General features: G+C 42.6%; 20 protein-coding genes. 3 read left to right on the top strand and 17 right to left on the bottom strand.

What is annotated here, in order from left to right; all coding sequences use genetic code 11:
- The first annotated feature begins 6 nt into the window (after nt 1-6).
- The gene (locus EKM69_RS08345) at nt 7-1,632 is read left to right on the top strand and encodes a zinc ribbon domain-containing protein (protein ID WP_125710070.1); all 1,626 of its coding nucleotides are present in this window, start codon (nt 7-9) and stop codon (nt 1,630-1,632) included.
- A gap of 493 nt (nt 1,633-2,125) precedes the next feature.
- Complete coding sequence (locus EKM69_RS08340) at nt 2,126-3,019, top strand: biotin--[acetyl-CoA-carboxylase] ligase (RefSeq protein ID WP_125710068.1); 894 nt, start codon at nt 2,126-2,128, stop codon at nt 3,017-3,019.
- 2 nt (nt 3,020-3,021) lie between these two features.
- Here EKM69_RS08340 and EKM69_RS08335 read toward each other — a convergent pair whose 3' ends face one another.
- The 8 genes from EKM69_RS08335 to EKM69_RS08300 form a co-directional block, all read right to left on the bottom strand.
- The gene (locus tag EKM69_RS08335) at nt 3,022-4,251 is read right to left on the bottom strand and encodes an NRAMP family divalent metal transporter (RefSeq protein ID WP_125710066.1); all 1,230 of its coding nucleotides are present in this window, start codon (nt 4,249-4,251) and stop codon (nt 3,022-3,024) included.
- A gap of 27 nt (nt 4,252-4,278) precedes the next feature.
- Nucleotides 4,279-5,028: a LamB/YcsF family protein gene (locus EKM69_RS08330; RefSeq protein WP_125710064.1), complete on the bottom strand. Its 750-nt coding sequence runs from the start codon at nt 5,026-5,028 to the stop codon at nt 4,279-4,281.
- 30 nt (nt 5,029-5,058) lie between these two features.
- Nucleotides 5,059-5,853, bottom strand: coding sequence for a putative hydro-lyase (locus EKM69_RS08325; protein WP_125710062.1), 795 nt, complete (start codon nt 5,851-5,853; stop codon nt 5,059-5,061).
- A 15-nt stretch (nt 5,854-5,868) separates the two neighbouring features.
- On the bottom strand, nt 5,869-7,176 hold the full coding sequence (locus EKM69_RS08320) for an acetyl-CoA carboxylase biotin carboxylase subunit (protein WP_125710059.1): 1,308 nt from the start codon (nt 7,174-7,176) through the stop codon (nt 5,869-5,871).
- A 10-nt stretch (nt 7,177-7,186) separates the two neighbouring features.
- On the bottom strand, nt 7,187-7,591 hold the full coding sequence (locus EKM69_RS08315) for an acetyl-CoA carboxylase biotin carboxyl carrier protein (protein WP_125710057.1): 405 nt from the start codon (nt 7,589-7,591) through the stop codon (nt 7,187-7,189).
- 14 nt (nt 7,592-7,605) lie between these two features.
- The gene (locus EKM69_RS08310) at nt 7,606-8,649 is read right to left on the bottom strand and encodes a 5-oxoprolinase subunit C family protein (protein WP_225423869.1); all 1,044 of its coding nucleotides are present in this window, start codon (nt 8,647-8,649) and stop codon (nt 7,606-7,608) included.
- A complete protein-coding gene (gene pxpB, locus EKM69_RS08305; RefSeq protein WP_318530662.1) occupies nt 8,615-9,352 on the bottom strand; it encodes a 5-oxoprolinase subunit PxpB in 738 nt (245 codons plus the stop codon). Before pxpB ends, EKM69_RS08310 begins: the two co-directional genes overlap by 35 nt.
- Before the next feature lie 852 nt (nt 9,353-10,204).
- Nucleotides 10,205-10,771, bottom strand: a complete 567-nt coding sequence (locus EKM69_RS08300; RefSeq protein ID WP_125710053.1) for a TetR/AcrR family transcriptional regulator — start codon at nt 10,769-10,771, stop codon at nt 10,205-10,207.
- A 146-nt stretch (nt 10,772-10,917) separates the two neighbouring features.
- On the opposite strand from EKM69_RS08300, the gene EKM69_RS08295 reads away from it, so the two are divergent.
- Nucleotides 10,918-13,473 (top strand): YhgE/Pip domain-containing protein, encoded by a 2,556-nt coding sequence (locus EKM69_RS08295; protein WP_125710051.1) that lies wholly within the window; start codon nt 10,918-10,920, stop codon nt 13,471-13,473.
- Between the two features lie 490 nt (nt 13,474-13,963).
- Here EKM69_RS08295 and EKM69_RS08290 read toward each other — a convergent pair whose 3' ends face one another.
- The 9 genes from EKM69_RS08290 to EKM69_RS08250 form a co-directional block, all read right to left on the bottom strand.
- On the bottom strand, nt 13,964-15,115 hold the full coding sequence (locus EKM69_RS08290) for an amidohydrolase (protein WP_125710049.1): 1,152 nt from the start codon (nt 15,113-15,115) through the stop codon (nt 13,964-13,966).
- A 9-nt stretch (nt 15,116-15,124) separates the two neighbouring features.
- Nucleotides 15,125-16,429 (bottom strand): O-acetylhomoserine aminocarboxypropyltransferase/cysteine synthase family protein, encoded by a 1,305-nt coding sequence (locus tag EKM69_RS08285; RefSeq protein ID WP_125710048.1) that lies wholly within the window; start codon nt 16,427-16,429, stop codon nt 15,125-15,127.
- Nucleotides 16,430-16,443: 14 nt separating this feature from the next.
- The gene (locus tag EKM69_RS08280; RefSeq protein WP_404825413.1) at nt 16,444-17,472 is read right to left on the bottom strand and encodes an ABC transporter substrate-binding protein; all 1,029 of its coding nucleotides are present in this window, start codon (nt 17,470-17,472) and stop codon (nt 16,444-16,446) included.
- Between the two features lie 24 nt (nt 17,473-17,496).
- Nucleotides 17,497-18,240, bottom strand: coding sequence for an ABC transporter ATP-binding protein (locus EKM69_RS08275; RefSeq protein WP_125710044.1), 744 nt, complete (start codon nt 18,238-18,240; stop codon nt 17,497-17,499).
- A gap of 12 nt (nt 18,241-18,252) precedes the next feature.
- Nucleotides 18,253-19,272, bottom strand: coding sequence for an ABC transporter permease (locus tag EKM69_RS08270; RefSeq protein ID WP_125710042.1), 1,020 nt, complete (start codon nt 19,270-19,272; stop codon nt 18,253-18,255).
- Between the two features lie 14 nt (nt 19,273-19,286).
- Complete coding sequence (locus tag EKM69_RS08265) at nt 19,287-20,336, bottom strand: ABC transporter substrate-binding protein (RefSeq protein ID WP_125710040.1); 1,050 nt, start codon at nt 20,334-20,336, stop codon at nt 19,287-19,289.
- A gap of 522 nt (nt 20,337-20,858) precedes the next feature.
- Nucleotides 20,859-22,007: a trans-sulfuration enzyme family protein gene (locus EKM69_RS08260; protein ID WP_125710038.1), complete on the bottom strand. Its 1,149-nt coding sequence runs from the start codon at nt 22,005-22,007 to the stop codon at nt 20,859-20,861.
- A gap of 527 nt (nt 22,008-22,534) precedes the next feature.
- Entirely contained in the window at nt 22,535-23,467 is a 933-nt protein-coding gene (locus EKM69_RS08255; protein WP_125710036.1) for a hypothetical protein, read from the bottom strand.
- Between the two features lie 105 nt (nt 23,468-23,572).
- Complete coding sequence (locus tag EKM69_RS08250; RefSeq protein ID WP_125710034.1) at nt 23,573-24,364, bottom strand: hypothetical protein; 792 nt, start codon at nt 24,362-24,364, stop codon at nt 23,573-23,575.
- Nucleotides 24,365-24,996: the final 632 nt, after the last annotated feature.

Genomic DNA, 24,996 nt, shown 5'->3' with positions numbered 1-24,996 from the left:
AATATTATGAACGAAAATACGACCTTTTGTCCCAACTGTGGTACAAAAGTTCAAATAGGTGACGTTTTTTGCCCGAACTGTGGCTACAACTTAGCTGATTTTAATGAAAAATATACTAACAGCTTAAACGAGGACAATAACGTTTCAACAACACCTGATCAAAATACCGTTTCACCTGCTGACCAAGCCAAAGCTCAATCAATGAGCAAAAAGTCGGATGATGAAGCAGCTGAATCAACTAGTTCCAGTGAATCAAACGATACAGATCAAACTGACCTTGCCAATGGAAATGACCAAACGGATCAAGCTACAAACAATGGATCCAATCAAACTCCTAACAATAGTTCAGTTGATCAAAATAACGGTGAACCAACAAACAACAATGTTGACCCATCTCAAAATAATGATCCAGCAAACAATACCGACCCTAGTCAAAATGCTGATCCTAACAACTTTGATCAAGCACAAAATAACGGTCAAATGAATCAAGCTGGTCAAATGCAATATGATCAAAACCAAAGCAACGCTCAAGCGCAAAATGGCGCTAATAATTTCAATCAAAACGGACCAGTTGATCCAAACTTTGATCCTAATCAACAAGTTCAACAAAACAACGTGGCAACGAAACCTAAGAAAAAAAATAAGAAGAAAAAGAAACATCGTGGTCTTTTGTTCTTCTTCATTTTGATCATTGTCGCAGCCGGCGCTTACTTCGGTGGAACGCAATATTACAGTCGCCCTCGCCAAGTCGACATGCTAGCTAACAACTTGAGCAGTGGTGACACTGAAAAAATGTCTAGTGTGGCCGTTGACGAAAACGGTGACCAAATCAAATCTGACGACCTTGAACCTTTGAGCGCCTTGTTCTTGCAAGATAAGACCAACAAGGATCAAATCAAACGAATCGTTCAAAGTGGCAACGGTGACGTGAAAGCCGCTTCCGACGATGAAGATGAAAGTGGTACGAACTTCGAAGTCGTTCAATCAGGTAAATTTTTAGGAATTTATCCGAAGTATCGGGTCCAAATCAAGAAACAAGAGATCCGGATCAGTACTAATGCAAAAAATCCAGCTATCAAGGTCAACGGTAAAGCTGCTTCTGCTACTAATAAGGGTGGTAAGTATATTATCGATAACCAATATCCTGGTGTTTATACTGTTCAGATCAATGGTAGTGGTAAGAAGGCTTCGAAGAAGGTCGAGGTTCCTTTGGCCGGCGATCCTGAGTTTAAGACTATCAATGTGAAGAAGGATAAGAATAAGAAAGAAAGCACTAAGACGAAGATCATTTATCGTGATTACGATGATGACGACGATTCTGATTCTAGCTCTGATTACGATGATAGTGATGATTATGATTCAGATTCTACTTCTAGTTCTGATCTTGTCGGTACTTGGAGTAATGATGATAATGATTCTACGTTTACTTTCTATGATGATGGTACTTATGACCGTGACGATGGTGATGGTTCTGATATTAAGAGCGGTTCTTATACTGTTACTAAGATTTCTGGTAATACTATTCATGTTAACTTTAAAGATGGTAGCGGTGGTCCTGGTAACAATGATTCATTTGTTATGGATGGAGATAGTATGCGTGAGACTAACCAAGGAATTAATTGGTCGAGGTAATAAGCCTAGAGGTGAGAGAGTTTAGCGGACAGAGGCGTTTTGCTTGGCTGATGTTTTGATGGTTTAGTTCGTTGGATAGAGGTTGTAGTTTGGTGTGGTGGTTCACTGCCGACTCCGGGGCCCGGGGATACATCCGCTGGAACGTGGTGGGCACATTTTGAACCAATCGATCACAAACCGCTCGCTTGTTTCAAAACTGCACCTTCTTCTAAGCTCCTTCGTCGCTAAGAAGAATTTCACCACTGAGGGCTGTATCCCCGGGCCCCTCCGTCTAGATGGTGCATCAATCCCCCTTTTTTTGGGTGGGGACCGAGTTTTACAGTACAAGTTGGCAGTGTTTGCTCGTCCTATATTTTGTGGTCTATCTCAATTTCTATCCTGGTTGGTAAGATCAAAATCTTCAAACCTAGACCTTCGGGTCAAGACCTTAAGACCAAAACCTTAAGTTAAAAATCAAAAACATATATTTAAAGACTGATCAGATTTACCCTTTTTGGGGTTTCTGATTAGTCTTTTTTTCTTCTATTATTTTTTTGTATCCTCCGACTTACTGGCTTCTCTCCTCTATTACTTCTCTTTCATCTTGTATAATGAACTTAATAATTACTCGGAGGTTTTGCTCTTGATTCCTTTAAACGCTGACTCTATTTCTTCTTCTCTTGATTTTCCTGCTTCGGTGGAGGTTTTTGATGAGATTGATTCTTCTAATGCTTATTTGAAGCGTCATTTTTCTGAGTTTTCTGCTTCTGAGCCTTCTTTGGTTGTGGCTGATTCTCAGTCTGGGGGGTATGGGAAGTTTGGGCGTGTATTTTTTTCGCCTTCGGATTCTGGGGTTTATTTTAGTGTTTTGTTGCCAGTTGAGTTGGTTGAGGATGTTTCTTTGCTTACTTTGGCTGCTGGGGTTTGTGTTTGTCGGGCTTTGTCTGGGATGATTTCTGGGCGGGATTTTTCTTTGAAGTGGGTCAATGATATTTTGGTTGATGGGCTTAAGTGTGGCGGAATTTTGGCTGAGTCTGTTGTTGATGATTCTGGGCGGATGCGCTTTGTGGTTTTGGGGATCGGGGTTAATTTTTCTGTTGATGCCTTTCCTGATGAATTGGCTGGGATCGCTGGTCATTCTGGTGCCGGTGCGTCTTTTGATCGAAATGTCTTTGTGGCTTCGGTGCTTAATTCTTTGGTTCCTCTTTTGCAAAAAGCCGATTCGATCGTGCCTGCTTTTCGTCAGCTTTGTTCTACTTTTGGTCAGCGTGTGGAAGTGGTTGCCGGTAATCGTCGGGTGGTCGGTCAGGCTGTTGATGTGGATGACTCGGGAGCCTTGGTCGTGATCGATGACAAAAAAAATCGCCACTTGTTTAATAGTGGCGAAGTTTCCAAAATTTTTATTTAGTTTTAAAGCAAGTTGATGACTGCTTGTACACTGGCGTAGAGCATGAAGGCTACTACGAACCAGCCTGTTATGGTTAAGAACCATGAATGGTGATATTTGCCAATGATATCTTTTTTCTTGGCGGCTATTAGTAAGATTGCTAGTGAGACCGGTAGGATGAAGCCGTTGATGGCTCCTACTACTACTAGGATCTTTGCTGGTTGGCCGATGAAATAAAATACGGCGGTCGAGAAGATGATGAAGCCCATTACTAATAGACGGTTGTAACGAGCCATTTTTACTTCAGATTTCACTTTTCTCGTATAGTTTAAAAATGAGATCGAGGTGAATGTTGAACCTAAGGTCGAAGTCATTCCGGCCGCAAATAATAATAGTCCGAAAAATTTATAACCGAAGTTTCCGGCAGCGTATTTGAAGATCGAGGCTGCTGGGTTGCTTGGGTCTAGTTTGTAGCCGACACTAACTACGGCTAGTCCAGCGAGGAATAAGAGGATCCGGATCAAAGATGCGACACCGATTCCGGTAATGGCACCTTCGTTGACGTACTTCAATTCTTTTTCACCTTTCATTCCACCTTCAATCAAACGGTGTCCACCAGAGAAGGAAATATATCCTCCGACGGTTCCACCGATGATGGTTACGATTGAATAAAAGTTGACGTCCGTTGGCATGAAAGTGTGCGTCACGGCTGATTGATAAGGTACGGCCATGACACAAATGATGTAGATCAAAATCCCTATCTTTACTACCGCCAACAATTGGACCGTCCGATCAACGACAGTCATCGCATTTTTTGCTACGAAGATGGCGATGGCGATACAGGCCGCTATGACGGCACCGTTTTCAGGTGAGATGCCGAATAAGACATTCAGTCCTAAACCTGCCCCACCGATGTTACCGATATTGAACAAGAGTCCGCCGACGGCAACTAAAAACGAAAGGACGTATCCTAGTCCTGGTAAAACTTCGTTAGCGATCACTTGCGCTCTTTTTCCACTAACGACGATGATGCGCCAGACATTCATTTGAACGATGAAGTCGACGATAATACATAGTAAAATTGCAAAACCAAAGTTTGCGCCCATTTCCCCAGTAAAAGTAGCTGTTTGTGTTAAAAATCCTGGTCCAACAGCTGCCATTGCCATCAAAAAAGCAGCACCCATGGCAATACTTCGTGGCGAGCGAGCTTTGGTCATTTTTTTGTCCGCAAATTCTTTTTCTTTATCATTCATAAACTGATCTACCTTTTCTTAGATTTTTTAAAAAGGAGTAATTTCGATCCCTGCATTAGTTAGAGTGGATCTTAACTCCGAAACGATATCTAAGGCAGCTTGATTGTCCCCGTGAACACAAATGGAATCAGGTTTAAGAGGAATCTTGGTGCCATCGAGTGCTACGATTTCTTCATTTTGGATCATAGCTAAAACTCGCTGGGCAACTTCTTTAGGTTCTTTGATGACAGCGTTAGGTAGCGAACGACTCACTAAAGTACCATCAGCATTATAGTTGCGATCACCAAAGGCCTCTTGAGCGTAAGGAATTCCCACTTCTTTCGCTGCTTTGATCAGTTCTGAATTGGCCAAACCATAAATCGGCAGATCAGGATCGACTTGCTTGATCCCTTCGCAAATCGCTACGGCTAAATCGTGATCAGTCGCTGCCATATTGTAAAGAGCCCCATGTGGTTTGACGTGTTGCAGTTTTTTATTTGAAGTAAAAGCTTGTAAGGCACCCACTTGGTAAGTGACCATGTTTTTAACTTCGGCTGGTTTCATCGCCATTTTACGACGGCCGAATCCTTGCAAGTCAGGAAAGCCAGGATGGGCTCCGACCCCAATGCCAGCTTTTTCAGCTAAAGCAACAGTCTTTGCCATCACATCAGGATCGCCAGCGTGAAATCCGCAAGCAATATTGACTGAGCTAACTAGCGGAATGATCTCGGGATCGCGACCTAAGCTATATCTACCAAAGCTTTCGCCCAAATCACTGTTCATATCAATTTTTGTCATAGTATCCCCCTATTTAATAAATGATGTTTTTTAAAGGTATTTCAATTCAGTATTTTTAACGTCGGTCACTAACATATGTCCCGGCGAATGTGTGATGACGAAATCGGGTTTCGTCTGCATGATGACGTTTTGAGGCGTTACTCCACAAGGCCAAAAAACTGGAACTTCGCCTGGATTAATGGTTACAGCATCCCCGTAATCCGGTTGATCTAAGTCAGTAATGCCAATGTATTCTGGATCACCGATCTGGATCGGAGCCCCATGAACTTTCGGCATGGCGTTGGTCACTTTGACTGCTTCAACGACTTGATCTTGTGGGATCGGTCGCATGCTGACGACCATGTTGCCGTGAAATTGTCCGGCTGACTTCAAAGGAATGTTAGTGTCATACATCGGAACGTTGACGTTTTCAGTAATGTTGCGCACTTCGATCCCGGCTGCTAACAGTTCTGATTCAAAGGAAAAACTACAGCCGATCACGAAACTGACTAGATCGTCGCGCCAATATTCGTCGATACTAGTAACTTCCTGGGTCAATTCGCCTTTTTCATAGATTCGATACTTCGGAAAATCGTTGGCCAGATCAATATCGGTCGCCATCTCAGTTAATTTTTTGCTGCCAGCATTGCTAACTTCTAGTACCGGACAAGGTTTCGGATTTCGCTGGGTAAAAAGCAGGAAATCGTATGCCAAGTCTTTGGGCAATATGACCAAATTGGCTTGTGTATATCCCGGAGCTAGTCCACTCGTATTGTCGGTATATTTTCCTTGGCGGATCAAGTGGCGCAATTGCACCGGGGAAAGATTTTTAAGTTCGTCTGTCATTTTAAAAACCTCCTGTTAGTTAGCTAAATTATCGAGCCAACTAATATCTGTATGGTTGATCTTATAATCAGGTTCTTCAATTACTTGCATTAAAAAGTCTAAATTCGTGTGGATTCCGGCGATAACCGTTTCCTCCAAAGCTTCAGACATTTGGCGGATGGCCGTTTCGCGATCGGGCGCAAAGCTGATTACTTTGGCGATCATCGAGTCGTAATTTGATGGGACTTTATATCCTTGATATAAGGCACTGTCAGTTCTAATCCCGTGTCCCGCTGGCAAGTGCAAGGCATCGACTTTGCCGGCCGTTTTTGCGTTGATCCGACATTCTAAAGCAAAATTGTGTTTATGGATTTCAGCAAAGGGGATCGGTTCTCCTTGTGCAACTTTGATCTGCAAGTCAACCAGGTCCACATCACTAGTCAATTCAGTGATTGGATGCTCCACTTGCACTCGGGTATTCATTTCCATGAAGTAAAATTCTTCGGGACCATCGACCAAAAATTCCATCGTCCCAAGCCCTTCATAATCAATATCCTGAGCTGCTTTGACCGAGACATCATACATTTGTTGGCGTGTCTTCTCGTCTAAAGTGCTAGCTGGAGCTTCTTCAATCACCTTTTGGTGGCGTTGCTGCAAACTGCAATCCCGTTCGCCGATGGCAATAGCGTTGCCGAATTGATCAGCGGCGATCTGGACTTCGATGTGGCGGGGGTGAGCCAAAAATTTCTCAAGATACATGTGCCCATCACCAAAAGCCGCTTGAGCTTCTGCTTGAGCTAAGTCGAATTCCTTCTCCAGATCTTCTGGTCGCTCCACTACTCGCATACCTTTACCGCCACCACCGGCACTAGCTTTAAGCATCACTGGATAACCGATTTTTTCGGCAGCGGTCTGGCAATCAGCAAAATCAACAAAGTCGTTGCCAGAGCCAGGAATAACCGGAACGCCGGCCTTGATCATCGTTTCTCTGGCTGTGGATTTTTCACCCATTCGGGCAATGACTTCTGAACTCGGTCCCACAAACTTGATTCCTTGTTCTTCACACAACTTTGCGAAATCGGCATTTTCTGATAAAAAGCCGTATCCCGGATGGATCGCATCTGCTTGGGTGATTTGAGCGGCTGCGATTATGGCATCCTGGTTCAAATAACTATCTTCTGGATTAGGTCCACCGATACAAACCGCTTCATCGGCCATTGCCACGTGCATCGCATTTTTATCAGCGGTTGAGTAGACGGCGACGCTAATAATATCTAAAATTTTGCAGGCACGAATGATCCTAACGGCGATTTCGCCACGATTGGCGATCAACATTTTTTTCATTCGACACACCTCACTTCAACGTAAACAATGGTTGATCATATTCGACTGTATCACCATTTGAAACTAAAATTTTATCGATGACGCCGTCTTTATCAGATTTGACTTCATTCATCATTTTCATCGCTTCGATAATTGCGATCGACTGACCCTTCTCAACTTTGTCGCCTGGCTTGATCAGTGGTGCTTTGTCAGGCTGTTCGGATGAATAAAAGGTGCCGACAAATGGTGCTGTGATAGTTTTTTCTTCTGCGGTCACTTCGGGATCAGACTGGACTGCTGGAGCCACGTTTTCGGCAACGGCACTAGTAATGTTTCGTTCTAAAACGATGTGTCCCTGCTTGTCGTCGATCTCCAAGTGGATCAAACCTGCGTCATTCATCAATTCAATCAATTTTTTGACTCTATCTAACTCCATTTTATTCATCCCTTCTACTTATTAGCTCGGATCAAACGAGCAATCTTGATGGCATCACGTCTGATCGGACCGATTGGTTCGACGTAACGTCCGGCGTACCATTTTTCAAACGTATCGTTAATAATTTTTTGTTGCTGAACTAATTTTTCAACAGCCGTATCCATATCCGTCATGACGAACTTGAACTGCTGGCCTTGCTTCATTTGGACGAATCGATTCAAATCTGCCCGAATGATAGTACCAATGACTGGATAACCACCAGTCGTCTGACGATCGGCCAACAATGCTATGGGACTGCCATCACGAGTAATCTGGATATTACCAAAAACCGTTCCTTCAGATAAAAGACTTTTTTCCGGCACATCTAATTTTTGCCCATTGAGACGATATCCCATTCGATCCATTTGTTCAGATATTTGATAAGTCTCACTTTGAAACTGCTGCAAAGCTTTTTGCGAAAACAAGTCCCACTGTAAACCTTTGACGAAGTGGATCTCGGTGATCAATTCATGTTTAATGTAGATCTTCCGTGAAGTCAAACTCGGCATCACCACGCTGTCTCTAATCGGGATCGTGTCGCCCGTTTCCAAGGCCCGACCATCGAGTCCACCCATCTGCGTCCGCAAAGTTGTCGAACGGCTATCGAGCACCGGCTGAGTAATGACTCCACCGTTGGAAAAAGCTAAATAGCCGTAATTACCTTCAGTCACCGGTCCCACTTTTAAAATCGAACCAGCAACAACTTCCACTACTTCATTTTGCAAGATCGGCTGACCGTTCAAAGTGGCGTTTACCTTCCCACCCGTCAAGGCGATGAAAGAATCACAACCAAACCGCAAAGTGGGTCCCGTCGAAACGAATTCCAAGGAAGCAGAATTTCGATGATTATTAACTAACAAATTGGCCAGCTTATAACTAAATTTATCCATGGCCCCCGATTCAGGAAAGCCTTCGATCTGATGACTAGGACGTCCCAGATCTTGAACAGTAGTAGATAAACCAGGTTGGATCACTCGAACAAAATTAGCCATGATCAACGTCCCCTTCCTTAATAACATTCAAAGAATATTCCCCAGCCGCATCCAATTTTTGGATTCGCTGGTACTCTGCTTCATCGATCGGCACAAAACGAATATAATCACCCGAACGATATTTCAACTGCGGCCGAGCCGGATCATACAACTTAACGGGAGTCCGACCGATCAAGCGCCAACCACCAGGAGACTCCACAGGATACATCCCAGTCTGAGCCCCAGCAATACCAACACTACCAGGAGCAATACTCTTACGAGGAACCTCAAGTCGAGGCATAGCAATTCGTTCAGGAACAGACCCCATATAAGCAAACCCAGGCAAAAAGCCCATCATATAAATAAAATAATCCGTCCCCGAATGCAATTTGATCAATTCCTCAACACTAACAGAAGCAAATTCAGCCACATCTTCCAAGTCCGGACCAAATTTTGGGCAATAACAAACGGGCAGTTCAATAATTGACCTGCCCGTGTTTGTTAGTTCATTAGAATTTACAATAATCTCATCAATTTGATCAACCAAATCCTTAAAAGAGGTTAAGTCAAAATCAAAATTAACGGTTAACGTATGGTAAGCAGGTATAACGCCCGTAACCCCAACCGCATCCTGGTCAATCAGTTCACGAGCAATGTTTTGGATAAGTTTATTTTCTTCAACGTTGATCTGTTCGGGGAATTCAACTTCCAAAGACTGCTCGCTTACTTGAAAATAAGAATAATCCATCATAATACCCTCCATAAATTAGAAATAAATTAAATTAATTGTAATATTATTTATCGAATCAATCAATGATTTCCCCAAGAATAAAAAAACAATCGATAAAACTTGATACCAATCAATCTGTAAAAGCGCTGAAATACATACAATACAAGAGCGCAAAAAATAAAAATTGAAAGCGTAAAACTACAGAAAAATCTGGCAACATGATTCAATTAAACTGGTAAAGAACGAAAAAAGAAGCGAGAAAAGAGAAATTTAAGACAAAAAAAAGACGAAAGGAAAAAAATTCCAAACGTCTTCATCAATTAGTTATTTAAATATGTATATACAACAAATAAAAAAAGGAGAAAAAGCAAAGGCAAGAGTGCGAGAGAATCGAGCACGCGAGCCCAAAAGAAAAAAAAGCATAAGATTTAGGTTTTGATTTAGGTTTTGATTTTGACTTTTGATTTAGGTCTTAATCTTACAAACCAAGGTAGAAACTGAGATAGACTGCAAAAACCAGGACGCTCAAAAAGTGCCAATTTGTACAAAAAAACTCGGTCCCCATCAAAAAAAAGAAGGATTGTGGCACCATCTAGACGGAGGGGCCCGGGGATACAGACCTCAGCACCTAAATTATTGTTAGCGATTTATCGCTTACAATAAGACTCGTATTTGAGATTTGCGAAGCGATCTTCTTCGGAAAGCTCAAATCGACGTCAGGTGCGTTCCAGCATCTGTATCCCCGGGCCCCGGAGTCGGCAGTGAACGTACAACCAAACTACCACCTCAACCCAAAACCACCAAAAATCACAAACGTCCACCCAAGCAAAACGCACCTCGTCTGCCAAAAACTCTCTCACCTCAAGAAAGCCACTAATCTAAATAAGTAGACAACCCAGAATGGTTCAAACGCACCAAATGATCCTTAAACTCACTCTTAGTAAACCGAACCTGCCCCCGATCAAACATCCGAAACAACATAACAGTATTCCGGATCATAAAACTAGCACTAATATAAGCATCAGTCCGGGAAATCCCAAAAGCCGACTCAATAGCATCAGTAAACCCACGAGCCACCCGATTCTCCACCTTCCGAGACAAAAAACTATACTCATCCGACATCAAAATAAAAGTAAAAAACTCCCGAGACTGATCAAAAAAATCAAACAAAGGATCAAACATCTCCCCAGTCTCCAACCGATACCGATCAAAAGGCTGCGCAGTAATAATATCCAACAACTGCTCAGAAAGCTCCTCCACAAAAGTATTCAAAAAATCATCGATCGAATCGTAATGCAGGTAAAAAGTCTTCCGATTGATCCCGGCTTTTTCAGTCAATTTCTTAACAGTAACATCGTGATAACTATTAGTCTTGGAAATATCACGAAATGCATCTCGTAATGCTTTATTCGTTCTTTGAACTCGTTTATCAATTGCCATAATTCTCATATACTCCATATTTGTGTTTCAAATAATGATTATTTCAAAAAAAATATAACTTTGCTGTTGATATTTTATTCTCAACCTTATATTATCATTATTACACAGGATGTGTATTAATTATTTTTAGAAATAGAGGTTTTTATATGATTCGTGCAGAATGGGAATACCTGAAAAAGCACAAATTTATGACCATAGTTCTAATTGCGATAATTTTTATACCCTCGATATACTCGGTAACTTTTCTAAAATCCATGTGGGATCCATATGGAGAATTGGAAAACATCCCCGTTGCTGTCGTCAATGAAGACAAGGCAACGACCTATCAAGGTAAAAAGTTGAACGCCGGAAAAGATCTGGCATCCAACTTGAAAAAATCGTCAGCGATGGACTTCAAAGTCATGGATAAAAAAGAAGCCAATGATGGCTTGAATACTGGAAAGTACTACATGACGATCACCATACCTAGTAATTTTTCCAAAAACGCTACGACCTTGTTGAACAAGAAACCAGAAAAAATGGTTTTGCACTATAAAACTAGTGCCGGTCACAACTACGTAGCATCGAAGATGACCGCCTCGGCTGCCAAACAAGCAGCTCAAAGCGTCTCTGATGAAGTTACTAATACTTATGCCAAAACAATGTTTAGTTCGATCAAACAATTAAGTAATGGCATGAAAAAAGCTTCTAACGGTAGTAAAAAGTTAGGCGACGGAACAACGCAACTAGTTTCCGCCAATCAACAAATGACTACCGGTTTAGATCAACTAGCTTCGAGCTCTTTGACCTTCGCCGATGGAGCTAACACCTTAAACAACGGTTTAAGTACTTATATTAACGGTGTTTCTTCTGCTGCTAACGGTAGTCAAACTTTAGCAACCGGTTTGAATCAGTTGAACGGCAGTACTGCCAGCTTATCTAGCGGTGTCGGTCAACTAACTTCCGGAAGTTCGACTTTAGCTTCTGGTATCCAAAGTTACACCAACGGCGTTGGCCAAGTGAATTCCGGAGCTTCGCAACTAAGTTCAGGTTCAACTGAATTAGCCAACGGTGCAGGGACTTTAGCAACAAATGCCGATACTTTAAATTCCGGACTGGGACAAATTGCTGAAGCAAGTAATGAATTGACTCAACAATTGCAACAGATCGGTAACGGCAATACTAGTTCGAGTCAATTGAACCAAGTCAGCGGTTCGATCGACAACATGCAAAGTCAGCTCAGTGGCAGCAATTCTAGCCAAGTAGCAGCTTTACAAAATGATCTAGCTTCCTTACAAAAAGCTATCGATAATGTCGGCTCAAGTTCGACCGATGGCATCAAGGAACGATTAGCTGCCACAGCTGATGCCCAAGGCTTAACTGCTGATCAAAAAGCAGCCATGTTAGCTTCAGTCGATGGTTCTGATACCGGAACTGATACAACGGCTTTGAAAAATTCAGCTAATGCTTTAAGCGCTGATTTAAGTAATTTAACTTCTGCACAAAGTAATTCAGCTAACTCAACTAGTTCAGCAGCTTCCGACATGACCACAGTCATCCAACAACTAGCTGCAGCTTCTGCACAATTAACTGGTCAGATCCAAAACGCCTCAGCCGGCCTGGGTCAATTGTCTAGCGGAATCAGTAGCTTGCAATCAAGCAGTGATCAATTAGCTAGCGGTGCTAATCAAGTTTCCGCTGGGACTTTAGAATTAATGAATAACAATGCTAGTTTGAACAATGGAGCAAGCAGTTTGAACAGCGGCTTAACTTCACTGAACAATCAAGTTCCAACATTGACTAGTGGTATTTCTCAATTAAGCAGCGGTGCTGATCAATTGAATTCCGGCTTGGCTCAATTAAACGCCAATGGTTCAACTATCACATCCGGTGCTAGTCAATTGTCTAGTGGTGCCACCCAAATCTCGAGTGGTGCTGGTCAATTGCAATCAGGTTCAACCCAAATGGGCGACGGCCTTGGTCAATTGAGTGATGGAACGACTGATCTAACGACTCAATTAGCCAATGGTGCTAAAAAGTCGAAAGTCGATCCAACGAAATTAACTTACGCTCAAGTTGCTAAGCCTACTACGACGAAGCACACTGAACGTGATGATGCACCAAACAACGGAACTGGTATGGCCCCTTACATGATCTCCGTATCACTCTTCGTTGGTGCCTTAGCTTTCAACTTGATGTTTGATCTTTACACACCAAGAAAATACCCACACAGCAGTATTGGCTGGTGGGCAAGTAAAGCTTCACTTAAGACAGGCTTCGCCTTGTTCGAAAGTATTACAGTTTATATCTTATTGAGATTGATCGATGGTCTTGCACCGATCCATCCATTCGCAACACTATGCGTTATCTTCCTAACGGGACTAACCTTCATGGAAATTGTCTCGTGGCTGAACCTCGTCGCTGGAAAAGTCGGAGCATTCTTGAGTATGATCTTACTCGTGCTCCAACTTGGTGGGTCAGCCGGTACTTATCCGATCCAGCTTTCCGATGGATTCTTCCAAGCTATCAACCCATTCCTTCCGATGACTTATTCGGTTCAAGGTTTGCGTGATACTTTGATGACTGGGAACGCTGCTTGGCCTGAGATGTTGATATTGTTATCTATTGGCTTGGTATTTATGTTCCTTACTATGCTTTTCTATATGCGGAGGAAGTCAAGGATAAAAGAGATGGATTTTTCGGGAGATTCTTCTTTGGTTTAATTTAAAAAGAGAGCAATCAGATTTTTCTGATTGCTCTCTTTTTTTTGTTTGTGTTTGAGTTTTATTTGCTTTTGTTGTTTTTGTTGAGGTTCACTGCCGGTTCTGGGGGGTTCCGGGAATTGCGCTGTGGAACGCTGTGGGCATCGATTGAAGCTATCCGGGAAGCTCGCCCGGACATCTCCAATACGAGCCTTCCACTAAGCGGTAAACCGCTAAGTGGAATTTCACAGCTGACAGCGAATTCCCTCCACCCCCCAGAACCTAGGTTTTAAATTAAACCAATTTTTTGGGTGGGGTACGGTACTTATTTTTATAGTGGTATGTTGCTTTGATTGATTTTTTTGGTCTATTTTTGTTTCGTTCTTACGATTTTGGGCTGTATTTCTATCTTGTCGATCTGTGTTAGTGGTTCATTTCTGGGAAACCCAAAGACCTTTAGACCTCGAACGCTTGAAAACTTTTTATATCTATCTTGATTGATTTCTTTGATCTACTTATCCAGCCCCTCTAGTACGCTTTTGGCGCTTTCTATGAAGTATTGGATGCCTGTTTTTATTGTTTCGTCTTTTCCTTTGTAGTTTGGATCGTGGACTCCTTTTGCTTTCTTTGCTCCGTTGGAGCCTATGAAGGCGAAGGTTCCTGGGATTTTTGTTTCGAAGGTGGCGAAGTCTTCTGCTGTCATGGTTAGTTTTGGTTGGGTTACTTTTTTGGTTAGGCCTTGTTTTACTAGGTTGGTTATTTTTTCGTTGTTGTTAATTGGGTCGGCTCCTGTGGTCCAGTTTACTGTGGCCGTTTGGTTGTAGGTTGCTGCTGTGTTTTTGGCTATTTGGATCAGTCTTTGTTTGGCTTTTTCGGTGTCTGCTTGGTTGAAGGTTCTTACTGTGCCTTCTAGGGTGGCTGTTTCTGGTAGGACATTCCAGGTTTTGCCGGCATTTACTTTGGTTACGCTGACTACTACTGCGTGGAAGGGATCTTGGTTTCTGCTTACTATTGTTTGTAGCTGCGTTACTATGGCCGCTTGGGTTACTACTACGTCCGTTCCATTTTGGGGTTGGGCCGCATGTGCTCCCTTTCCTTCAATGGTGATGTCGAAGTGATAGCAACCAGCCATTAAGGCTCCTGATTTTAAAGCGATTTCTCCTACCAGTAAGTCTGGTTGATTGTGGAAACCGATGATAGCTTCTACTCCGTCTAAGACGTGTTTATCCAAAACTTGATCACCGCCGTGACCAACTTCTTCAGCTGGTTGAAAAAGCAGTTTGATGGTGCCTTTGAGGCTGTCTTTTTGCTGATTGAGTTGGTAAGCTGCTCCTAATAAACTTGCCAAGTGCAGGTCGTGTCCGCAAGCGTGCATTACTCCGGGATTTTGCGACTTGAACGGTATGTCCGTTTGTTCTTGGATCGGTAAGGCATCGATGTCAGCTCTTAAGGCAATTGTTGGTCCGGGTTCAGTGCCTTCGATCACCGCCAAAAGTCCGGTGTCTAAATCGGTTTTTTCAATGGGAATCTGCCAATCAGTCAAAATCTCAGTGATCCGTTTTGTTGTCTGGAATTCTTGATTGGACAGCTCGGGATTTTGGTGGAATTCGTGTCTTAGTTGAATAATTTCTGTTAAAAAATCTGTTTCGGTTGATGTTGCCATGTTATCGCCTCACTTGAAAGTTGCGTTGATTGCACTATTTAGGTCGTTGATCAAGTCGTCGGCGTCTTCTAGGCCAATCGACAATCTTAGTAATTGGTCGGTCACGCCACTCTTGATCCGTCGCTCTTCGGGGATCTCCCGATGTGTGATCTTACTAGGATTGACGATCAATGAGCGACTGTCGCCGACGTTTGGTAAGTATAAGAATAAGTGCGTGGCATCGATGACTTGATCCGTCTGTTGTGACGTTCCATCTAGTTCAAAAGACAAGACCGTACCGATACCCCTAGGAAAATATTTTTGAGCTAAGTCATATTGATCTGCGCCGGGAAGTCCACTGTAGTAAACCTTTTTGACGTGAGGATTATCGGCTAGAAATTGGGCGATTTTTAAACTTGTCGCTACTTCTTTGTCGATCCGTTCGGTGATGGTTTCTAGTCCCAACAGTTCCAAATAAGCATCGACTGGTCCCAAGACCGCTCCCATCAAGCGTACGTATTTCATGCGGATCCGTTTGATGTAAGCTTGCTTTCCGAAGACGTTTGAGAACGAGTAGTTTTTTGGAAAGTTGACGTTTTTCAAGCTGTATTCATTTTCTTGGAATTGCGGGTATTTGCCGTTGTCCCAATCAAAATTGCCACCGTCGACGATCAATCCCGAGACGACGTTGCCGTGGCCGCTGATACCTTTAGTTGAAGAATAGACAACGATGTCGGCACCATATTTGATCGGTTGGAACAAGTATGGTGTTGAAAAAGTATTATCGATGATCAGCGGAATATCGGCATTATGAGCTACCTCGGCTAATTTCTCGATGTCGGAGATCTCGGTCGTCGGGTTGGAAACACTTTCGGCATAAATCGCCTTGGTGTCAGGCTTGATCAGTTTTTTGATCGTGGCAATGTCATTGATGTCTTCGACCAAGTCAAAATCGATCCCGAACTTGGGAAAAAGCGTTTCGAATTCATCTAAGGCTGCCCCGTAAATATCATACGGTGCGATGATCCGGCCGCCTCCTTCGGCAACATTCAAGATGGCGTAGGTAATCGCAGCCATTCCCGAACCAACTGCGACGGCGTCGACTCCGCCATCTAGTGCAGCAATTCTTTTTTCTAAAGTGGCTACGGTCGGGTTTCCTACTCGAGAATAAGTGTACGAACCGGTCACGACTCCAGAAGCGACGGCATCCCCTTGTGCGGCCGTTCCTAGCGTGAAAGCTGCTGTTTGGTAGATCGGTATTTGGACTGAATTGTTGTGTTCAGCTGGGTCATAACCCCCGTGAATTCTTAACGTATCGAATTTTTCCTTGCTCAATTGACTTCACTCCCCTATTTCTCGTAATAAGCATGCTCGACTAATTGATCGACATTGGTGTCGCTCTTTAAAAAGCCGGCTTTCTTTAGTTGTTGTGCATAAAATTTCACATCTGATTTACCTTGAGACTTCTTGAGCCCAAAGTGATAGTCCGCGATCAAGTTGCCAACATTTTCTTCGTTAACGAACTTGCTCGATGAAACGTAATCTTTTTTCAAAAGGATCGAGGCAGTTTCCTTAGGATGATGATTGATCCAATCGGCCGCTTCTTGATAAGCTTTGACGATGGCCTTGGCCTTCTTAGGATTTTGCTTTGTCAACTTATCGGATAAGTACAAGTAGCAACATGAAGCATCCTTTTTCATGCCCATCTTATCCATCTTGGTGCTACCTTCATGATTGTTGTTGTCGATAATGATCCGGAAATTCTTTTCCTTGATGGCTTGATAGGCGTATGGATCAACTGTTCCGATGGCATCCACTTGGCCTTTTTCGGCAGCCGTGGACAAGACATCGGAATCGTAAGTCTTCCAAGTTACGCCATTTTTAGGATCGATCCCGGAATTTTGCAAGGCAATCGAAGCGACAAACTGCGGCGTTGAACCTTGGCCCGGTGTGGCGATCGTCTTACCTTTCAAGTCCTTGACCGACTTGATTGGTGAATCGTTTGGTACCAAGACTTGGACACAGCCTTGATGGATCCCGCCGGCCGCTTGGATCTGAGCCCCATTTTGAATGGCTGGCAAATATTGGAAGTCGCCGTTTAAGGCGTCATATTTGCCACTGGCAAAGCCGGCTTCCAAGTCAGAAATATTAGTTGGCTTGGCAACTAAGCTAGCTTTCAAACCATTTTTTTTAAAAAAGCCTTTTTCATAAGCAATATAGTTGGGAGCTCCACAGATCGAACCATTCTTAGCGGGAATGGTGATCGTGCCGTTCGCGTAACCCGCTTGACTAGCTGAGCTCTTCTTATTGCTGCAGCCAGTGATCAAAAAGGCGAAAAACACTACCCCTAAAAAGCTGATTAAATAACGTTTTTTCACTTCGTTCACCCCTGATACGATAGATTAAAAATTGAGTTTATCTTGGATCTGCCGTCTGAACTGTAAGAACTCATCGCTAGTTCTCTTCCGTGGAAATTCCAAGGGATTATCGACGATCTCCTTGATGCGTCCGGGACGTGGTGTCATTACTACGATCCGCGTTCCTAAATAAATTGCTTCGTCGATATCGTGCGTTACTAAGATCATGGTCGTTTTAGTCTGTTTCCAAACACGCTGGATGACATCTTGGACGTCAGCACGTGTGAAGGCATCCAAAGCTCCCATTGGTTCATCGAGCAACAATAATTCTGGATTCAAGACGATCGAACGAGCTAGTGCAGCTCTTTGAGCCATACCACCAGAAACTTGATGAGGATAGGCATTTTCAAAACCTTTTAATCCCATTAGCTCAATGTAGTGATCGACTAATTTTTTATCGTAGTTGCGCCCGTTGGTGGCTTTCAATCCGGAACTGATGTTGTCCTTGATCGTTTCCCAAGGAAACAAACTGCCGTGTTGAAAAACGTAGCCTCTGGAAACGTCAGGTTGGTCGATGACATTGCCGTCAACTTCGACCCTTCCTTTTTCCGGAGTATCTAACCCCGAGATCAGTCGCAACAAAGTCGTCTTGCCACAGCCGGACGGTCCGATGATGGAAATAAATTCGCCGGATCCGACGTTTAAATTGATATCTTCTAACACATTGATCTTTTGTCCGTTGTTGTCGTCGAGAACACGATCAACATTTTCAACTGCTAATTGCACCATCGAAACGACCCCCTAATTAGTTTTTTCACGCCAACGTAAGGCGTATTCTTGAAATTTATTTAATAATGAAAAAATCACTGAGAACAAAATGGCCATGATGACGATAGCTGCATATACTTGCGTATAATTACCAACACCTTTAGCCCAGTTGATATACCAACCGAGTCCCACTTTGGCCCCGATCATTTCGGAAATTACAAGCATGGTAAATGACAAGCCCATAGCGGTAAAAATTCCGATGAAGATGTTCGGCAAGGCTCCAGGGATCACGACTTTTTTCAAGATCTGCGACTCACTGAATCCCAGAGTTTTGGCCGACTCAAAGTAGTCTTTTGAGATGCTTTGCACGCCGCCGATCGTCATGAAGGCGACTGGGAACCAGACGGAAAAAGCAATCAAGAAAATTTCGGCTAAATAACTCGTCGGAAAAATCACCATCGTCAGTGGCATCCAAGTAGCGGCTGGGATAATACCGATGACCTTCAAATATGGAAAAGCCCAGTAGTTGAACTGACGATATCTACCCATGAATAGACCGAGGGCGATCCCGATGATCGTTCCAATAACGAAACTGACTAGCCACAAACCTAGTGACGACCAAGTTGAAGCGAGCAATAAGGCGTGATCGGTCTTCATTTGATCGAGGATCTGGGCGAAACTGACGAAAAAAGGTTGTTGAATGTTGGCATATTTTTCCGTCAAAAGATCTTGGATCACTAATAATATTCCAATTGAGGCATTCAATTGAGCAAAATGACCACTATACAAGCGGACTTTGCCGTGAACGACTGCTCCAGCCACGTAGACGATCGTTAAATAGGCGAAGTAAGCGACCAAAAACCAGCGATAAGTTACGTTATTGACTAATTCTTGAGCTGGAACTAATAAGTTTTCCAAAAAAGCTACGACTAACGTTAACAAACTGATCAAATTCCAGCGAGTTTGATACGGTTTCCAATATTTCGTTTGGCTAGTCGATTTTTTTACTAATTTTGTAGGCACTTTGTGTGATGCCGTGACGGATTCCAACATATGTTTTCCCCCATTTATTTTTCTTCGTTAGGATTCCAATAAGCTTGCTTGAGCAATTCAGAGTTTTTGGTATCTTTCTTCAAATAGCCAGCTTTTTTAAGTTGGGAAATGTAGTAGTTCATGTCTTCTTTACCTTGATCAAGATTGAGTTCGAAATGTTCATCCTTCAAGATCTGTGCGACATTTTCTTCATTGATGAATTTCGTTTTAGAAACGTAACCCTTGCTCAATTCAATGTGAGCTGTCTCTTCGGGATGCTTATTGATCCATTCAGCAGCTTGTTGGTAAGACTTCACGATAGCTTTTGCCTTTGGTTCATTCGATTGGATCAACTTATTAGAAATGTACAAGTAGCAGCAAGAACCATTTTTCTTCATTCCCATGTCGGCCATCTTTTGATTACCATCGGAGTTGTTATTATCGATGATTGCTCTAAAACCATTTTCTTGTTGAGCTTGATAAGCATATGGATCAACGGTACCAATAGCATCGACTTGACCCTTTTCAGCGGCCTTAGCCAACAAGTCAGTACTGAAGACTTTCCAAGTAACATCTTTCTTAGGATCGATACCGGCATTTTGCAAAGCAATCGAAGTCACGTATTGTGGCGTTGAACCTTGAGCAGGAATACCGATCGTCTTGCCTTTCAAGTCTTTGACACTGTTAATACTGGAATTTTTCGTAACTAACAGCTTGATACAACCTTGATGGATCCCACCGGCTGCCTTGATCTGAGCTCCATTTTGAATAGCTGGCAAATATTGGAAGTCCCCGTTTTGAGCATCGTATTTACCACTAGCAAAACCAGCCTCCAAATCACTAATATCCCGCGGATTAGCAACGATCTCAGCCTTCAAACCATTCTTCTTAAAAAAGCCTTTTTCATAAGCAATATAGTTAGGAGCATTGCAGACCGAACCATCCTTAGCTGGAATCGTGATCGAACCGTATTTATACTCCTTATCCGTACCATTGCCAGAAGCATTATTGCTGGCACATCCTGTTAACGTAAAAGCTAGTGCAAGTACACCAACGATAAATCCTATCCATTTCTTCAAATTCATATTCTCAAATCCCCCTATATATTTAGAGCGTGGAAGGAGGCGGTTAGCTGCTGAGGATTAACGGACTATCAGCACAAAGGTGCTGCGAAGCAGTGCCTGCTGATAGTTTGTTAACCGGAGGCCGCTGCCTCCTGGAACGCGTTTCCACTATCAATCGGGCAACGTTTGGTATAAAAAATCCCCGCAAAACCAAACTAAAATCCAGCCCGATCAATAAACTCATTCCAAAAACAACACTCGCCGATCTCCCACACAATTTAATAAACAAAATAAAAAACGTCCCAGATGAATTGCTTCATCAAGGACGTTTTCGCGTGGTACCACCTTTAATTCGAGCGACCCTCACGAGTCGCTCCTCAAAAAGAAACCCAAAGTTTCTAATGTCTGATAACGGAGACGCCCGGCCAACTCTAATTGTTCGAATTGACGGTTGTGCGTGAACCATATTCGAAAACCTTCTCGGCACCGTTTTTCAGCAAACGCGGCTCTCTGTAGCTTTGTTAGTTATCTACTCATTCATGCTTATTTTTCTAATTTATCTAAGCTCTGTGCTAAGTCGTTGATCAGATCTTTTGGATCCTCGATGCCGACGGACAAGCGGACTAATTGATGCGTGATCCCAGCTTTCAATTGATCTTCCGGCGATAACTCGGCATGAGTCATCTTGTAAGGGAGCTCGATCAAACTTTCCACTGCCCCAAGACTTACGGCAAGTTGGATCAATTTCGTTCCTTCGACAAATTTGGTTGAATCCAGTCCATCTTTCAATTCGAAGGAAACGATGCCACCAAATCCGTCAGTTTCTTCTTTAGCGATTTCATAATTTCTCGATCCGAGAATGCCAGGATAATAAATTTTTGAAATTTCAGGTCGGCTTTGTAAAAACTCGACAATTTTTTGAGCATTGCTGAGGTGTCGATCCATCCGCACGGCTAAAGTTTGGATGCCCCGCCGAACTAAACTGGAATCTTCTGGCGATAAAACAGCTCCGATACTGTTTTGGTTGAAATAAAGCCGGTCAGCGATTTTTTCATCTTTGGCGACCGCGATCCCGGCAATGACATCCGAGTGTCCACCTAAATATTTTGTGGCCGAGTGCAAAACGATATCAGCACCCAGATCCAAAGGTCGTTGCAAGTACGGCGTCAAAAAAGTATTATCCACAATCGTTAAAATATTGTGCTTTTTTGCGATTTCAGAAGTAGCTTTGACACTAGTCACATGTAACAGCGGATTAGTGAAACTCTCAAAGTAAATCGCTTTAGTGTTAGGTTGGATTGCTGCTTCAACTTCCTTTGGATCTTGAGTGTCAACTGCGGTGAATTCTAGTTGCCAACGTTTCAAAAATTCGTTGATCAATCTAAAGGTCCCACCGTAAATTTCCTTACCGATGATGATGTGATCTCCCGGTGAAAAAATCGATAATACCCCGTGAATGGCAGCTGATCCAGAAGAAAAGGCAAAGCCACGGTAACCATTTTCTAATTCAGCGACTTGATCTTCCAAATAATTTCTCGTTGGATTCCCCGATCTCGAATAATCATATGGAATTTTAGCTTCAACTGATGGGTAGATGTACGTTGAAGAGTTGTAGATCGGTACATTAACTGCACCAGTGTGGTTGTCGTTTTGTGGTTTCCCGTGAACTAGCTTTGTATCAAATTCTGACATTTTGGTTTCCCCCTCTGTTTTTTTGTTGCTTATATCTTTTATATTAAATTATTTATTGTGTTGTCGCATTTTTATTGTTGGTTTTTTTGGAGTTGTTTTTGGCAGACCAACCTCGCCACACTTTCTATACTTAAAACAAAAAAAGTCCCAGTACAGATTAATTCTGTACTGGGACGATTTTTTTCGCGTTACCACCCAAATTTACATAGATGTCACCACCTATGCCTCTGAGGCACAAACATGCCCGGGATGATATCGTGATCCACACGTGCCTCAAGCTTGCACTTTCGGCATTTGCTCAGAGCTCATCTTCAAAAGACTTTCCAGTCCACCCTTTCACCGACGGTGGTCGCTATCCAACTTTAATCATCTTTTTACTCTTCTCGTCAACACAAGTATTTGATTAACTTGGATAGTACTGTCATTCGTTTTTAAAGTCAAGCTGCTTTTTTCATTTAATTTTAATTTTCTGAAAACAAATCCCTAAAATAAGCGGGTTCATTGCAATTAAAAAAATTTGAATTTTTTTAAATTTCTTCCGGAGTGGCACAAACTTTTTTGATAGTTTTCACCGAAATTTTCTCTTGATAATTGTCACCGATGAAACTGCGTACTTTGTTCCAATCGTTGTCGAATCGATGCGATAAACGTTTAATGAAATTGCGGGCATCGTCTGTCAGTTGGCTTCGACTCGACGGCGAGATCCGAAATTCTCCGTCAAAAGTGACGACATTATGACTAGTAATAATCTTATCTTGTTCATGTAACTGCATTCTCAACTCATTGATAGTCTGCTCCAAATCTTGATTGGCGCTTTGCAATTCGTTAACGCGCACTACCAAATCGGCAACGGCTGCTTGGAACTTTTGCTTCGTTTGCTCGCGAAGATCATGATAGCTCTGCAATTTATTCAAGTAAGTTTTCGAAGTGATCACGGCATCATCAGGCAGTTGAAAAACATCGTGTTTTTCATCGCGGATCAGCTCAAAAGGCTTGGTTTTAACCACATTAGTCGCATTTTCAAAAGTTTGGTAAGGATATCCTGTAAAAAATCCCTTAGAGTGTCCCGTGTATTTCACCGTCTTATTTTTAGTCTTCTTTTGCATGTCTTTTAAAAAGTTACCCACAATTTCATGGATCCGATTGAAGTCTTTATAGTGAATTATCAGCAAAGGAATATTTCGCTTTTTTGAAAAATTTAATCTACTTGATCCATTTTTTGACAAACGAATCCAAGCGTCAGCTGCTTCAGGGGAATTACCCACTGGATTATAATGTTGGCTGCCATTGTATTCGATAATGCCAACTGCACCATTAATATTAATGGCAAAATCCACTGGTAACAGTGATTTGTCGGCAGGAGATCTCAATTCTGGGAAAGTCTGTTCACGTTCAAAAAGAACATTCTTCGCTTTTAAAAAATCATTAACCGCTTCTTCGCCTTTTGAACTATCTGACATAACACGCCTCCACATTCATTATTTATCTTGATTTTAACTATAATAATGAACAAAAACCATTAGAAAACGTTTGAACAGCTTTATTTATATAATTGACGAAATATATTATTTTTCATCCGTATTTTGGCGATAGATCCGTTTGATCGAACTGATCGAAACCGACTCATCATAATTGTCTTTAAAGTACCGTTGGATCTCAGTCCAGTTACAATTCAAGTTCTTAGTAACGACAAAGACTAAACGCTTAGCAGAATCAGTCAGATGACCATACTTAGAGCCATGCAACCGGAATTCTCCATCAAATTTAGCTGAAAAATCACCGGATTGTAACGCTACGATCTTCTGACTATTAGCCAAAACTAAATCAGAAAGCTCACTAACTTGTGCCGAAAAATCAGCCAAAGCAGCCTCATAACCGCGAACTTGCCGCTTCAATTCCAAATTTTCCAACAGCAATTTCTGCCGATCATCAGAATCAATTTTTTTAACAGGAGCACTGGCTGGCTTCTGAGAAGCATCAACAGAAGCAAAAAAGTAACCACGAGAATAATCAGCATAATCCTCAGCAACCTCAACCTTACCAGCTCGAGCATCATCAATAAACCGAGAAACAACCTCCTGGATCCGACCACCATCACGAGAGTCGATCACCAGCAATGAATTCCCATGCCCCTCAGAAAAACTAAGCAGCTTCTCCAACTGATCACTAGCAAACTCATCAGTCAAAAACAAAACAAACAGCTCCCGCCCCTGAACAGAAAACGAAAACTCAACCGGCAACAAAGCATCCAAAGGCCCATAACGAAGCCCATCAAAAGTCTGATCCTGTGCATAATCAATCTTAAAAAGATCCAAAACCTTCCGAATCTCAGCAGCCCCATCAAAAACCTCAGCCATAAGCGCAAACCTACCTCCCATTGAATAACAAACTCTCTATATGATAAACAAAAAAACACCGATATAAAAGAGAAGCGAACAGCAAAAAATAAAAAAAGCCAAAAAAGCGACACCCCTAAAGGCGAGAGTGCGAGAGAATCGAGCAAACGAGCAAGAAAGCGAAGGCAAGAGATAAAAAAACAAAATCAACCTCAATCAAAACAATCAAAACAGAAAAGATCAAACAAACAATATAACCAAAAAAACAAATACCAGAACCAGGCGAGAGTGCGAGGGAACCAAGCACGCAAGCAAGAAGCGAAAGCAAGAGAAGAAAAAAAGTATCAACTCTTATCCAACAAGAAAAGAAAGAAAAGATTGCACAACAAAGGTACGTCAGGAAACAAAATAAGCGGAGCTTTAGTCCCGCGCACCGAGAAGCAGCTCAGTAATCAACCAAAGAAAATCTTGCGCATAAATCTAGGAAGCACCTACTTCCCCACCAAACAAAGGGGGGATTGCACTACCCTAGGCGGAGGGGCCCGGGGATACAGCCCTCAGCCGATCGAGTAGGAGGTAGCTAGGCTACCGACCTCTCACACCACCGTCCGTACGGGTCCGTATACGGCGGTTCATTAATTTAAGCATTCTGA

Origin of the sequence: Companilactobacillus zhongbaensis (assembly GCF_003946515.1) — a bacterium.
Taxonomy (GTDB): Bacteria; Bacillota; Bacilli; order Lactobacillales; family Lactobacillaceae; genus Companilactobacillus; species Companilactobacillus zhongbaensis.
The sequence above is the reverse complement of the archived record's forward strand: the minus strand, read 5'-3'. Positions and strand labels throughout refer to the sequence as shown.

Bases quoted from the DNA above. Each gene is read 5' to 3' on its own strand.
- EKM69_RS08345 (WP_125710070.1), top strand. From the start codon at position 7: ATGAACGAAAATACGACCTTTTGTCCCAACTGTGGTACAAAAGTTCAA.
- EKM69_RS08335 (WP_125710066.1), bottom strand. From the start codon at position 4,251: ATGAATGATAAAGAAAAAGAATTTGCGGACAAAAAAATGACCAAAGCT.
- EKM69_RS08330 (WP_125710064.1), bottom strand. From the start codon at position 5,028: ATGACAAAAATTGATATGAACAGTGATTTGGGCGAAAGCTTTGGTAGA.
- EKM69_RS08325 (WP_125710062.1), bottom strand. From the start codon at position 5,853: ATGACAGACGAACTTAAAAATCTTTCCCCGGTGCAATTGCGCCACTTG.
- EKM69_RS08320 (WP_125710059.1), bottom strand. From the start codon at position 7,176: ATGAAAAAAATGTTGATCGCCAATCGTGGCGAAATCGCCGTTAGGATC.
- EKM69_RS08315 (WP_125710057.1), bottom strand. From the start codon at position 7,591: ATGGAGTTAGATAGAGTCAAAAAATTGATTGAATTGATGAATGACGCA.
- EKM69_RS08310 (WP_225423869.1), bottom strand. From the start codon at position 8,649: ATGTTATTAAGGAAGGGGACGTTGATCATGGCTAATTTTGTTCGAGTG.
- pxpB (WP_318530662.1), bottom strand. From the start codon at position 9,352: ATGATGGATTATTCTTATTTTCAAGTAAGCGAGCAGTCTTTGGAAGTT.
- EKM69_RS08300 (WP_125710053.1), bottom strand. From the start codon at position 10,771: ATGGCAATTGATAAACGAGTTCAAAGAACGAATAAAGCATTACGAGAT.
- EKM69_RS08295 (WP_125710051.1), top strand. From the start codon at position 10,918: ATGATTCGTGCAGAATGGGAATACCTGAAAAAGCACAAATTTATGACC.
- EKM69_RS08290 (WP_125710049.1), bottom strand. From the start codon at position 15,115: ATGGCAACATCAACCGAAACAGATTTTTTAACAGAAATTATTCAACTA.
- EKM69_RS08275 (WP_125710044.1), bottom strand. From the start codon at position 18,240: ATGGTGCAATTAGCAGTTGAAAATGTTGATCGTGTTCTCGACGACAAC.
- EKM69_RS08270 (WP_125710042.1), bottom strand. From the start codon at position 19,272: ATGTTGGAATCCGTCACGGCATCACACAAAGTGCCTACAAAATTAGTA.
- EKM69_RS08265 (WP_125710040.1), bottom strand. From the start codon at position 20,336: ATGAATTTGAAGAAATGGATAGGATTTATCGTTGGTGTACTTGCACTA.
- EKM69_RS08260 (WP_125710038.1), bottom strand. From the start codon at position 22,007: ATGTCAGAATTTGATACAAAGCTAGTTCACGGGAAACCACAAAACGAC.
- EKM69_RS08255 (WP_125710036.1), bottom strand. From the start codon at position 23,467: ATGTCAGATAGTTCAAAAGGCGAAGAAGCGGTTAATGATTTTTTAAAA.
- EKM69_RS08250 (WP_125710034.1), bottom strand. From the start codon at position 24,364: ATGGCTGAGGTTTTTGATGGGGCTGCTGAGATTCGGAAGGTTTTGGAT.